An 11,979-nucleotide genomic window follows, 5' to 3' on the forward strand; every position below is an offset into this window, starting at 1 on the left:
GGGATCGATGACTGAGTATGGCCGGGGCCCCGGCTCCGAACCGTGGAATCCCGAGGACCCCCTGTACGGGGACCAGGGATGGGGCGGACAGCAGCAGTCCGCCCACGGCCAGGACCCGTACGCAGGCGGACAGCCCTACCCCCAGGGCTCCTATCCTCAGGACCCGTACCACCAGGACCCGTACCACCAGGCTCCCCACGCGCAGCAGCAACAGCCGCAGGCCCAGGACCCCTACGCGCAGCAGCCCCAGGGCCAGGAACCGTACGCCCAGTACCCGCAGGCGCACGACCCCTACGCGCAGCAGCACTACCAGCAGCAGCCCGGCTACGGGGTCCCGCACGATCCGTACGCGCAGCAGCCCCCGCCACCGCACGCACAGCAGCCCCAGCAGCCCCAGCAGCCCCAGCAGCCTCAGCAACCCCAGCAGCCTTCGTACGACAACGGCGGCTGGGACACCGGGCAGCAGGCCGCGGGCGTGCCCTACGAGGCCCAGCAGGGCGACCCGTACGGTGGGCAGCAGGCCGGCTACGGCCAGACGCCCGATCAGTACGGCACACAGGACGCCTACCCGCCCCCGCAGCCCCCGGGCCGGCGCGGCGCCCCCGCACCGGAGCCCGAGAAGAACCCCGACTGGGACCCCGAGGTCCAGCCGGAGGAGACGCACCCCTTCTTCACCGGCACCGACGAGCCGGACGGCAGGGAGGGCCGCGGGAGCAAGGACGGCCGCAGGGGCAAGGACGACCACGAGGACGAGGACGACGAGCACGACGACGATCCGCCCGCGTCGCGCCGGTCCGGGCGCGGCGGCGGCGAGCGCCGGGGCAAGGGCAAGAAGAAGAACCGCAGCGGCTGCGCCTGCCTGGTCGTCTCGCTGGTCCTGGTCGGTGGTCTCGGCGGTGTCGCCTACTTCGGCTACTCGTTCTGGCAGGACAAGTTCGGCGCACCGCCGGACTACGCCGGAACGGGCAGCGGTCAGGTCGAGATCGAGATCAAGAAGAACGCCTACGGCTACGACATCGGCAACCTCCTGAAACAGAAGGGCGTTGTCAAGAGCGTCGACGCCTTCGTCGCCGCGCAGAAGGAGAACCCCAAGGGGCAGCAGATCCAGGCCGGTGTGTATCTGCTGCACGAGAAGATGTCCGCGGCCGAGGCCATCAAGATGATGCTCGACCCGAAGAACCAGAACCTGCTGGTCATCCCCGAGGGCGACCGCAACGCCGCGGTCTACGCGAAGATCGACGGGAGACTCGGGGTCAAGGCCGGGACGACCGCCGCCGTCGCCAAGTCCGAGGCCGACAAGCTCGGGCTGCCGGCCTGGGCGAAGGGGCATGCGAAGGTCATGGACCCGTTGGAGGGCTTCCTCTACCCGGCGGGCTATCCCGTCACCAAGGGAATGAAGCCGGAGGCCGTCCTCAAGCAGATGGTCTCCCGGGCCAACGAGGAATACGACAAGGCCGACCTTGAGGCGAACGCCAGGAAGCTGGGACTTGAGGATCCCTGGCAGGTGGTCACCGTCGCCAGTCTCGTCCAGGCCGAGGGCCTGACGCACGACGACTTCCGGAAGATGGCGGAGGTGGTCTACAACCGCCTCAAGGCGGACAACACGGTCACCAACCGCAAGCTCGAATTCGACTCGGCGTTCAACTATCTGAAGAAGCAGAGCGAGATCACGATCCGGACGAAAGACATCCGGACCAACCCCCACCCGTACAACACCTACTACCACCCGGGTCTGCCGCCGGGACCGATCAGCAATCCCGGTGCGGAGGCGCTCCGCGCGACGCTGAATCCGACCCATGACGGCTGGATGTTCTTCATCTCGCTCGACAGCAAGAAGACCGACTTCACCAAGACGGCCGCCGAGCACGCGAAGCTCAACGAGAAGTTCAAGGAACTGCATGACCTTCAGTAACGAGGCGCACCGGGCCGCCGTCCTCGGCTCGCCCATCGCCCACTCGCTCTCCCCGGTCCTGCACCGGGCCGCCTATGCCGAGTTGGGCCTCGACCGCTGGACGTACGACCGGTTCGAGATCGACGAGGCCGGGCTCCCCGCCTTCGTCGAGGGGCTCGACTCCACCTGGGCGGGCCTCTCGCTGACCATGCCGCTCAAGCGCGCGGTCATCCCGCTGCTGGACTCCATCAGCGAGACGGCGTCGTCGGTGGAGGCCGTCAACACTGTGGTGTTCACCGAGGACGGACGCCGGAGGGGCGACAACACCGATATCCCGGGCATGATCGCCGCGCTGCGTGAACGCGGCGTGGAGAAGACCGACTCCGCCGCCGTGCTCGGGGCCGGGGCGACCGCCTCCTCGGCGCTCGCCGCACTCTCCGAGATCTGTGCCGGACCGGTCACCGCCTACGTCCGCAGCAGGGAACGGGGCAAGGAGATGCGCGGCTGGGGCGAACGCCTCGGCGTCGACGTCCGGATCTCCGACTGGGCGGAGGCCGGGCGGGCACTGCACGCTCCGCTGGTCATCGCCACCACCCCGGCCGGTGCCACCGACACGCTGACCGACGACGTACCGGCCCGGCCCGGCACCCTCTTCGACGTGCTCTACGAACCCTGGCCGACCGGACTGGCCGCCGCCTGGGAGGCCCGCAACGGGGCAGTCATCGGAGGTCTCGACCTGTTGGTGCACCAGGCGGCGCTTCAGGTGGAGCGGATGACCGGACGGGCGCCCGCCCCGCTCGCCGCCATGCGACGGGCCGGGGAGAGGGCGCTCGCGGACCGCTGACCGGCCGCCCGCCCCGGCCGGGAGCCGTCCGCCTGCTGGACCGGGGACCGGTCCACGTCCCCGGACGTGGGAGGATCGGGGGCGGCGGGCCAGGGCCGCGCACCCGGTCGCGCCGTCGCAGTTCCAGGCGCGAGCATGAGGAGCACCGTTGAGCAGGTTGCGCTGGCTGACCGCGGGGGAGTCGCACGGCCCCGCACTCGTGGCGACGCTGGAGGGTCTTCCCGCCGGTGTCCCGATCACCACGGAGATGGTGGCGGACGCGCTCGCGCGGCGGCGGCTCGGCTACGGCCGCGGCGCGCGGATGAAGTTCGAGCGGGACGAGGTGACCTTCCTCGGCGGAGTGCGTCACGGCCTCACCATGGGCTCCCCGGTCGCCGTGATGGTGGGCAACACCGAGTGGCCCAAGTGGGAACAGGTCATGGCGGCCGACCCGGTCGACCCAAAGACGCTGGCCGAGCTGGCCCGCAACGCCCCGCTGACCCGCCCGCGTCCCGGCCACGCCGACCTCGCCGGTATGCAGAAGTACGGCTTCGACGAGGCCCGGCCGGTCCTGGAGCGCGCCAGCGCCCGGGAGACCGCGGCCAGGGTCGCGCTCGGCGCCGTCGCCCGGTCGTACCTCAAGGAGACCGCCGGCATCGAGATCGTCAGCCACGTCGTCGAGCTGGCCGCGGCCAAGGCGCCCCGCGGGGTCCTTCCGACGCCCGCCGACGTCGAGCGGCTGGACGCCGACCCGGTGCGCTGCCTGGACGCCGGCGCGAGCGAGGCGATGGTCGCCGAGATCGACAAGGCCCACAAGGACGGCGACACCCTCGGCGGCGTCGTCGAGGTGCTGGCGTACGGGGTGCCCGTCGGGCTCGGCTCGCACGTCCACTGGGACCGCCGGCTCGACGCCCGGCTCGCCGCGGCGCTGATGGGCATCCAGGCGATCAAGGGGGTCGAGGTCGGGGACGGCTTCGACCTGGCCCGTGTCCCCGGCTCCGAGGCGCACGACGAGATCCTGATCACCGAGGACGGCGTCAAGCGCGCCTCCGGCCGTTCGGGCGGCACCGAGGGCGGGCTGTCCACCGGCGAACTGCTGCGGGTCCGTGCCGCGATGAAGCCGATCGCGACGGTGCCGCGCGCACTCGCCACCTTCGACGTCGTCACCGGCGAACCCGCCAAGGCCCACCACCAGCGCTCCGATGTCTGTGCCGTCCCGGCCGCGGGCATCGTCGCCGAGGCGATGGTCGCGCTGGTCCTCGCCGACGCCGTCGCCGAGAAGTTCGGCGGGGACAGCGTCGCCGAGACCGGTCGCAACGTCCGCTCGTACCTCGACCACCTGCAGATCCGATGAGCGGCCCGCTGATCGTCCTCGTCGGACCGATGGGCGTCGGCAAGTCCACCGTCGGGGAACTGCTCGCAGCCCGGCTCGGCACCACCTACCGGGACACCGACGCGGACGTCGTCGCCACGGCCGGAAAGCCGATCGCGGAGATCTTCTACGACGAGGGCGAGGAACACTTCCGCGCGCTGGAGCGACAGGCCGTGCACACCGCCGTCGCCGAGCACACCGGCGTCCTCGCCCTCGGCGGCGGTGCCGTGCTCGACGACACGACGCGGGCACTGCTCGCCGGGCGGCCCGTCGTCTACCTCTCCATGGAGGTGGAGGAGGCCGTCAGACGGGTCGGCCTGAACGCCGCCCGCCCGCTGCTCGCCGTCAACCCGCGCCGTCAGTGGCGCGAGCTGATGGACGCCCGCCGTCACCTGTACACCGAGGTGGCCCGGGTGACCGTCGCCACCGACGAGCGCACGCCCGACGAGGTCGCCCGGGCGGTGCTCGACGCACTGGAACTGCCGGAGCGCACGGACGACCCCGTCACCCCCGGCCGGGAGAACACACCATGACCGAGCAGGGACCCACCCGTATCCGGATCGTCGGCAGCGCGGGTACCGACCCGTACGACGTGCTGATCGGCCGGCAGCTCCTGGGCGAGCTGCCCTCGCTCATCGGCGACCGCGCCAAGCGCGTCGCGGTCCTGCACCCCGAGGCGCTCGCCGAGACCGGCGAGGCGGTCCGTCAGGACCTCGCCGCGCAGGGCTACGAGGCCATCGCGATCCAGCTTCCGAACGCCGAGGAGGCCAAGACCGCCGAGGTCGCGGCCTACTGCTGGAAGGCGCTCGGGCAGACCGGTTTCACCCGTACCGATGTCGTCGTCGGCGTCGGGGGCGGAGCCACCACCGACCTGGCCGGCTTCGTCGCCGCGACCTGGCTGCGCGGGGTGCGCTGGATCGCCGTGCCCACCACCGTGCTCGCCATGGTCGACGCCGCGGTGGGCGGCAAGACGGGCATCAACACCGCCGAGGGCAAGAACCTCGTCGGAGCCTTCCACCCGCCCGCCGGCGTCCTGTGCGACCTCGCCGCCCTGGACTCGCTGCCCGTCCACGACTACGTCAGCGGCCTCGCCGAGATCATCAAGGCGGGCTTCATCGCCGACCCCGTGATCCTCGACCTCGTCGAGGCGGACCCGCAGGGCGCCCGCACACCCACCGGACCGCACACCGCCGAGCTGATCGAGCGCGCCGTCCGGGTCAAGGCCGAGGTCGTCTCCGGCGACCTCAAGGAGTCCGGGCCGCGCGAGATCCTCAACTACGGCCACACCCTGGCCCACGCCATCGAGAAGAACGAGCGCTACAAGTGGCGGCACGGCGCGGCCGTCTCGGTCGGCATGGTCTTCGCCGCCGAACTCGGCAGGCTGGCCGGACGTCTCGACGACGCCACCGCCGACCGGCACCGTGCCGTCCTGGAGTCCGTCGGCCTGCCGCTCACCTACCGCGGCGACCAGTGGCCCAGGCTGCTGGAGAACATGAGGGTCGACAAGAAGTCCCGCGGCGACCTGCTGCGCTTCATCGTCCTCGACGGCCTCGGAAAGCCCACCGTGCTGGAGGGCCCCGACCCGGCCGTGCTGCTCGCCGCCTACGGGGAGGTGGCGGCGTGACCCGGCGGGTACTCGTCCTCAACGGGCCGAACCTCGGCCGTCTCGGCTCCCGCGAGCCCGACGTGTACGGTGCCACCTCCTACGCCGGACTCGTCGATACCTGCCGGACCCTCGGTGAGGAACTCGGTCTCGATGTCGACGTCCGGGAGACCAATGACGAGGGCGAGTTGATCCGCTGGCTCCACGAAGCCGCGGACGGTTCAATTCCGGTCGTTCTCAACCCAGGGGCGTTCACCCACTACTCGTACGGAATGCGGGACGCGGCGGCCCAGCGCACCGCTCCGCTGATCGAGGTGCACATCTCGAACCCGTACGCACGGGAGGAATTCCGCCACACCTCGGTGGTCGCGCCGGTCGCCACCGGGACCGTGGCCGGATTCGGCATCGGCTCCTACCGCCTGGCCCTGCGCGCCCTCGCGGACGAACTGACCGGCTGACGGTCCGTCGGGGCGGCCGTCGCCCGGGCGCCATATCGGCCGTCCGGGCACTGCGGACCGTCCCCGGCCGTTGTCTCCGCGGCGGCCGGGGACGGTACGGTTGCCGTTCCACCAGCCCCAGTTGCCTGTACGAGACGGAGTGGCACCGGATGCAGCACGCAGTGGGGGCCCCGCTGCCGCCGCCCCAAGGCCCGGCGAGCGGACCCGCCGACTGGACGCACCAGGCCCGGCACCCGGGCAACCCCGGTCCCCCCGCCGCCCCGCCCACGGCACAGGGCTGGAGCGGACCCGCCCCGCAGCACGCCCCGGGTCCTCCGTCCAGGGAGACCACCGGGCACGTCCAACTGCCGCCCGGCGGCCCGGTCCCGCTGCCCGCGCCGCCCGCCGGGCCCGGTACCGGAAGCGCGACGCTCGCCGTGCTGCTGATCGGTCCGGCGGGCGCGGGCAAGACCACCGTGGCCCGGCTCTGGGCCGGTCGTCGCCGTGTCCCCACGGCCCACGTCAGCCTCGACGACGTCCGGGAATGGGTATGTTCCGGCTTCGCCGACCCACAGGCCGGGTGGAACGACCACTCCGAGGCCCAGTACCGGCTGGCCCGCCGCACCTGTGGCTTCGCCGCCCGCAACTTCCTCGCCAACGGCATCTCCTGCATCCTGGACGACGCCGTCTTCCCGGACCGTCCCGTCGTCGGTCTGGGGGGCTGGAAACGCCACGTCGGCCCCGGACTGCTGCCCGTCGTCCTGCTGCCCGGCCTGGAGGTCGTGCTGGAGCGCAACGCCGCCCGCAGCGGCAATCGCCGCCTCTCGGACGAGGAGGTCGCCCGCATCCACGGCCGCATGGCCGGGTGGTACGGCTCGGGGCTGCCGATCATCGACAACTCGACGTACGACGTGGAGACCACCGCCCGGGTCCTGGACGACATACTCGCCCGCTCCATCACCAGCCCGCCCACCTGGTGAGCGCCACGGGCGGGACTCACGGACCGGTGGGGGACCCGTCCGCCCGGGACCCGGTCGGATGCGCTGACCGCGCAGCCCCGGGCCGGCACTCGTAGGCTCGTGACATGTCAGACGTGTACGCCGTCCGTCGCGGGCTGCTCCGCGACCGGTGCGCCGCCGTCGGATCCGCGGCCGCGCTGGTCTCCCGTCCCGCCAACGTCCGCTACCTCGCGGGCGGCGCTCCTCCGGGCGCCGTGCTGCTGCTCGGCCCGCGCGAGGACGTTCTGATGCGTCCCCGCGACCCGGCCGGTGAGCCCGCCGAAGCCCGGACCGACGACGCGCTGCGGGTGGCGTCCCTCTCGGCGGCCGACGGCGATCCGGTGGTCGCCGCCGCCGATCTGGCCGCCGCCACGGGTGCCGACTCCCTGGCCGTCGAGGAACACCATCTGACGGTCGCCCGCCACCGTGCCATGGGCTCGGTCGCCCCGAAGCTCCAACTGGCCGACCTAGGGCCCACCGTCGAGCAACTCCGGGTCGTCAAGGACGAGGAGGAGATCGCCTGCCTGCGGATCGCCGCCGAGATCGCCGACCAGGCCCTCGGCGAACTCCTCGAATCCATCCTGGTCGGCCGCACCGAGCGTCACCTCGCCCTGGAGCTGGAGCGTCGTTTGGTGGACCACGGCGCCGACGGGCCGGCCTTCCCCACCTCCGTGGCCACCGGGCCGAACTCCGGTCAGGGACGCCACCGCCCCACGGACCGGCGGGTGGAGGAAGGGGATTTCCTCTCCGTCTGTCTCGGTGCCGACTACCGCGGATACCGCTGCGAGATCGGCCGCACCTTCGTCATCGGGACGGCGCCCGCCGACTGGCAGATCGAGCTGTACGACCTCGTTTTCGCCGCTCAGCGGGCCGGGCGTGAGGCCCTCGTGCCCGGCGCGGCCTGCCGCGACGTGGACCGGGCGGCCCGCTGCCTCCTGGACTCGGCGGGCCACGGCGCCGGACTCACGCCCTGGACCGGCCATGGGGTGGGACTGGAAATCGACGAGGACCCGCAGCTGGCACCTGCGGCCATGGGTAAACTGGACGCTTGTGTGCCGGTCACCGTCGAACCGGGGGTCCACCTCCCGGGCCGGGGCGGGGTCCGGATCGATGACACGCTCGTCGTGCGCCCCGAGGCGGACGGCGGACCCGAGCTACTCACCATTACGACCAAGGAGCTGCTCGCGCTCTAGCGCGCATCCTCGGTCGTTCCACCAGCTTCAGTCCAGGAGATTCCGCAACCGTGGCTTCCACGAACGACCTCAAGAACGGCCTGGTGCTCAAGCTCGACGGAGGCCAGCTCTGGTCCGTCGTCGAGTTCCAGCACGTCAAGCCCGGCAAGGGCCCGGCCTTCGTGCGCACCAAGCTCAAGAACGTGCTCTCCGGCAAGGTCGTCGACAAGACCTTCAACGCCGGCGTCAAGGTCGAGACGGCCACTGTCGACAAGCGCGACATGCAGTTCTCGTACATGGACGGCGACTACTTCGTCTTCATGGACATGGAGACGTACGACCAGCTGCACATCGACCGCAAGGTCGTCGGCAACGCCGCGAACTTCCTGATCGAGGGCTTCGAGGCCACGGTCGCGCAGCACGAGGGCGAGGTGCTCTTCGTGGAGCTGCCGGCCGCCGTCGAGCTCACCATCCAGCACACCGACCCGGGCGTCCAGGGCGACCGCTCCACCGGCGGCACCAAGCCCGCCACGCTGGAGACCGGTTACGAGATCGGCGTTCCGCTCTTCATCACCACCGGTGAGAAGATCAAGGTCGACACCCGTTCGGGCGACTACCTCGGCCGGGTGAACAGCTAACCGTGGCTGCCCGTAACACGGCCCGCAAGCGCGCCTTCCAGATCCTCTTCGAGGCCGACCAGCGAGGCGCCTCCGTGCTGACGGTCCTGGCGGACTGGGTGCGGCACTCGCGGACCGACAGCCGCCAGCCGCCGGTCACCGAGTACACGATGGAGCTCGTGGAGGGGTACGCGCAGTACGCGGACCGCATCGAGGACCTCATCCGTACCTACTCGGTGGACTGGGAGATCGACCGCATGCCGGTGGTCGACCGGAACATCCTGCGGCTCGGCGCGTACGAGCTGATCTGGGTCGACGGCACCCCGGACGCTGTGGTGATCGACGAGGCGGTCCAGCTCGCCAAGGAGTTCTCCACCGACGACTCCCCGTCCTTCGTGAACGGGCTGCTGGCCCGCTTCAAGGACCTCAAGCCGAATCTCCGCCGGGCGCAGTAGTCCCCGGAGACGCTCGGCAGTCGAAGAGCCCGCGGTTCGGCGACCGCGGGCTCTTCGACGTACGGGGCCGTGCGCGGATGTACGCCTGTGCGCGGACGTACGCGGGGCTGAGACCCCCGCCCCCGCAGCGGAAAACGCAGTGCCGGCCCGGGCCCCCGGGGAGGGGGCCCGGGCCGGCACTGCGACACGGTTCTTCGGGGGCGGGGGTCTCAGCCCTCGTCGTGGGCGACGGCGCGACGCGCGTCGGCGTCCAGCACACCCCAGCTGATCAGCTGTTCCGTCAGCACGGACGGCGACTGGTCGTAGATCACGGCCAGTGTGCGCAGGTCGTCCTGGCGGATCGAGAGCACCTTGCCGTTGTAGTCGCCGCGCTGGCTCTGGATCGTCGCGGCGTAGCGCTGCAGCGGCCCGGCCTTCTCCGGCGGGACGTGGGCGAGGCGCTCCAGGTCCAGGACGAGCTTCGGCGGCGGCTCCGCGGCCCCGCCGGGCGTCGTGCCGGGCAGGAGCTCCTGCACCGGGACCCCGTAGAAGTCCGCGAGCTCGGCCAGACGCTGCACGGTCACGGCACGGTCACCGCGCTCGTACGAACCGACCACGACGGCCTTCCAGCGGCCCTGCGACTTCTCCTCCACGCCGTGGAGGGAGAGGCCCTGCTGGGTGCGGATGGCGCGGAGCTTGGCCCCGAGCTGTTTTGCGTATTCGCTGGACATAAGGCTCCCCGGACGCTGGAACATGCGCGGCTCCGCCGCGTTGCTGGTAACTCACTGTGAGGTTACGCAGCGTTACTTGGATGCGTCAAGCTGAACGGTCCGGACCGACACCTCCCGGGGGTGCGATCGGGGCCCGGCACAAGCCCTGCTACCGTGGATGACGCAAATTCGACGTCCTTTAAGGTCCGTCCCGTGAGGCGGAGAAGGAGGTCCGTTTCTTATGGACGCACAGCATGAAGCCACCGGCAATGCGGCACGCCCCGTTCTGGAGGCTCCCGACATCGCCCGGGCACTGACCCGGATCGCCCACGAGATCGTCGAACGCGCCAAGGGCGCCGACGACGTGGTGCTCCTCGGCATCCCGACGCGGGGCGTCTTCATCGCCCGTCGGCTCGCCGACAAACTCCAGGAGATCACCGGCCGGAAGATGCCGGTCGGCTCCCTCGACATCACCATGTACCGCGACGACCTGAGACTGCGCCCGGCGCGCGCCCTGGCCCGCACCGAGATCCCCGGCGAGGGCATCGAGGGCCGCCTGGTCGTCCTTGTCGACGACGTCCTCTTCTCCGGCCGCACCATCCGCGCCGCGCTCGACGCGCTGGGCGACATCGGCAGGCCCCGCGCCGTCCAGCTCGCGGTCCTCGTCGACCGCGGTCACCGCGAACTCCCGATCCGCGCCGACTACGTCGGCAAGAACCTCCCCACGTCGCTGCGGGAGACGGTCAAGGTCCAGCTCGCCGAGGAGGACGGCCGCGACGCCGTGCTGCTCGGTGTCCAACGGACCGCCCCCGCAGGCGAGCAGTAGCCGAACTTCACCCGTACGGCGTACCCCGAGCCCGTAGGGCTACTTCCGCACGCCCGCATGCCTGAACCCTCCACCCCCCGGAGAACACCCAGATGAAGCGTCACCTCATCTCGGCCGCCGACCTCACCCGCGACGACGCCGTCCTGATCCTCGACACCGCCGAGGAGATGGCCCGGGTCGCGGACCGGCCGATCAAGAAGCTCCCCACCTTGCGCGGCCGTACCGTCGTCAACCTCTTCTTCGAGGACTCGACGCGCACCCGCATCTCCTTCGAGGCCGCCGCCAAGCGGCTGTCCGCCGACGTCATCAACTTCTCCGCGAAGGGCTCGTCCGTCTCCAAGGGCGAGTCGCTCAAGGACACCGCGCTGACCCTGGAGGCGATGGGCGCCGACGCCGTCGTCATCCGGCACGGCGCCTCCGGCGCCCCGTACCGGCTGGCCACCTCCGGCTGGATCGACGGCGCCGTGGTCAACGCCGGTGACGGCACCCACGAGCACCCCACCCAGGCCCTCCTCGACGCGTTCACCATGCGCCGCCGCCTCGTCGGCGCCGACAGCGGGCTGGGCCGGGACCTCGAAGGCCGCCGGATCACCATCGTGGGCGACATCCTGCACAGCCGGGTCGCGCGCTCCAACGTCCACCTGCTGAACACGCTCGGCGCCCACGTCACCCTGGTGGCCCCGCCGACCCTCGTTCCGGTCGGCGTCGAGCAGTGGCCGTGCGACGTCAGCTACGGCCTCGACGAGGTGCTGGCGAAGTCCGACGCGGTGATGATGCTGCGTGTGCAGCGCGAACGGATGAACGCCGCGTACTTCCCGACCGAACGCGAGTACACCCGCCGCTACGGCCTGAACGCCGACCGCATGGCGAAGATGCCCGGGCACGCCATCGTCATGCACCCCGGCCCGATGGTCCGCGGCATGGAGATCACCGCCGAGGTCGCCGACTCCGACCGGTGCACGGCCGTCGAGCAGGTCGCCAACGGCGTCTCCATCCGCATGGCCGTCCTGTACCTCCTGCTGGGCGGCGCGGAGCCCGCCGCGCAGGCCCAGCCGTCGCCCGCCACCCCCGCCCGTACCGAGGAGAACAAGTAATC

13 protein-coding genes are annotated in these 11,979 nt (G+C 71.4%); 12 read left to right on the plus strand and 1 reads right to left on the minus strand.

The window, feature by feature from the left end:
* Positions 1–7 precede the first annotated feature (7 nt).
* From mltG to nusB, 10 genes are all read left to right on the plus strand, one after another.
* The gene (gene mltG / locus ACF1CT_RS28390; RefSeq protein WP_391786818.1) at positions 8–1,912 is read left to right on the plus strand and encodes an endolytic transglycosylase MltG; all 1,905 of its coding nucleotides are present in this window, start codon (positions 8–10) and stop codon (positions 1,910–1,912) included.
* Positions 1,899–2,735: a shikimate dehydrogenase gene (locus ACF1CT_RS28395; RefSeq protein ID WP_391786819.1), complete on the plus strand. Its 837-nt coding sequence runs from the start codon at positions 1,899–1,901 to the stop codon at positions 2,733–2,735. Before mltG ends, ACF1CT_RS28395 begins: the two co-directional genes overlap by 14 nt.
* A gap of 148 nt (positions 2,736–2,883) precedes the next feature.
* Entirely contained in the window at positions 2,884–4,068 is a 1,185-nt protein-coding gene (aroC, locus tag ACF1CT_RS28400; RefSeq protein WP_391786820.1) for a chorismate synthase, read from the plus strand.
* Entirely contained in the window at positions 4,065–4,619 is a 555-nt protein-coding gene (locus ACF1CT_RS28405; RefSeq protein ID WP_391786821.1) for a shikimate kinase, read from the plus strand. The genes aroC and ACF1CT_RS28405 overlap by 4 nt, the downstream gene beginning before the upstream one ends.
* On the plus strand, positions 4,616–5,710 hold the full coding sequence (aroB, locus tag ACF1CT_RS28410) for a 3-dehydroquinate synthase (protein ID WP_391786822.1): 1,095 nt from the start codon (positions 4,616–4,618) through the stop codon (positions 5,708–5,710). Before ACF1CT_RS28405 ends, aroB begins: the two co-directional genes overlap by 4 nt.
* Complete coding sequence (gene aroQ / locus ACF1CT_RS28415) at positions 5,707–6,147, plus strand: type II 3-dehydroquinate dehydratase (protein ID WP_391786823.1); 441 nt, start codon at positions 5,707–5,709, stop codon at positions 6,145–6,147. The genes aroB and aroQ overlap by 4 nt, the downstream gene beginning before the upstream one ends.
* 149 nt (positions 6,148–6,296) lie before the next feature.
* Positions 6,297–7,106 carry a Pro-rich N-terminal domain-containing protein gene (locus ACF1CT_RS28420; protein WP_391786824.1) on the plus strand — a complete coding sequence of 270 codons (810 nt, stop codon included), beginning with the start codon at positions 6,297–6,299 and terminating at the stop codon, positions 7,104–7,106.
* 104 nt (positions 7,107–7,210) lie between these two features.
* Complete coding sequence (locus ACF1CT_RS28425; RefSeq protein ID WP_391786825.1) at positions 7,211–8,317, plus strand: aminopeptidase P family protein; 1,107 nt, start codon at positions 7,211–7,213, stop codon at positions 8,315–8,317.
* A 50-nt stretch (positions 8,318–8,367) separates the two neighbouring features.
* Positions 8,368–8,934, plus strand: coding sequence for an elongation factor P (gene efp, locus ACF1CT_RS28430; protein WP_391786826.1), 567 nt, complete (start codon positions 8,368–8,370; stop codon positions 8,932–8,934).
* Positions 8,935–8,936: 2 nt separating this feature from the next.
* On the plus strand, positions 8,937–9,368 hold the full coding sequence (gene nusB / locus ACF1CT_RS28435; protein WP_391786827.1) for a transcription antitermination factor NusB: 432 nt from the start codon (positions 8,937–8,939) through the stop codon (positions 9,366–9,368).
* A 209-nt stretch (positions 9,369–9,577) separates the two neighbouring features.
* Here nusB and bldD read toward each other — a convergent pair whose 3' ends face one another.
* Entirely contained in the window at positions 9,578–10,078 is a 501-nt protein-coding gene (gene bldD, locus ACF1CT_RS28440) for a transcriptional regulator BldD (RefSeq protein WP_014157378.1), read from the minus strand.
* A gap of 220 nt (positions 10,079–10,298) precedes the next feature.
* On the opposite strand from bldD, the gene pyrR reads away from it, so the two are divergent.
* Both pyrR and ACF1CT_RS28450 read left to right on the plus strand, forming a co-directional pair.
* A complete protein-coding gene (gene pyrR, locus ACF1CT_RS28445; protein ID WP_391786828.1) occupies positions 10,299–10,883 on the plus strand; it encodes a bifunctional pyr operon transcriptional regulator/uracil phosphoribosyltransferase PyrR in 585 nt (194 codons plus the stop codon).
* 92 nt (positions 10,884–10,975) lie between these two features.
* Entirely contained in the window at positions 10,976–11,977 is a 1,002-nt protein-coding gene (locus ACF1CT_RS28450) for an aspartate carbamoyltransferase catalytic subunit (protein WP_391786829.1), read from the plus strand.
* Positions 11,978–11,979 lie beyond the last annotated feature (2 nt).

The sequence above is a fragment of the Streptomyces sp. NPDC014734 genome (genome assembly GCF_043083325.1).
Lineage (GTDB): Bacteria > Actinomycetota > Actinomycetes > Streptomycetales > Streptomycetaceae > Streptomyces.

Bases quoted from the DNA above. Each gene is read 5' to 3' on its own strand.
- mltG (WP_391786818.1), top strand. From the start codon at position 8: ATGACTGAGTATGGCCGGGGCCCCGGCTCCGAACCGTGGAATCCCGAG.
- ACF1CT_RS28395 (WP_391786819.1), top strand. From the start codon at position 1,899: ATGACCTTCAGTAACGAGGCGCACCGGGCCGCCGTCCTCGGCTCGCCC.
- ACF1CT_RS28405 (WP_391786821.1), top strand. From the start codon at position 4,065: ATGAGCGGCCCGCTGATCGTCCTCGTCGGACCGATGGGCGTCGGCAAG.
- aroB (WP_391786822.1), top strand. From the start codon at position 4,616: ATGACCGAGCAGGGACCCACCCGTATCCGGATCGTCGGCAGCGCGGGT.
- ACF1CT_RS28420 (WP_391786824.1), top strand. From the start codon at position 6,297: ATGCAGCACGCAGTGGGGGCCCCGCTGCCGCCGCCCCAAGGCCCGGCG.
- ACF1CT_RS28425 (WP_391786825.1), top strand. From the start codon at position 7,211: ATGTCAGACGTGTACGCCGTCCGTCGCGGGCTGCTCCGCGACCGGTGC.
- bldD (WP_014157378.1), bottom strand. From the start codon at position 10,078: ATGTCCAGCGAATACGCAAAACAGCTCGGGGCCAAGCTCCGCGCCATC.
- pyrR (WP_391786828.1), top strand. From the start codon at position 10,299: ATGGACGCACAGCATGAAGCCACCGGCAATGCGGCACGCCCCGTTCTG.
- ACF1CT_RS28450 (WP_391786829.1), top strand. From the start codon at position 10,976: ATGAAGCGTCACCTCATCTCGGCCGCCGACCTCACCCGCGACGACGCC.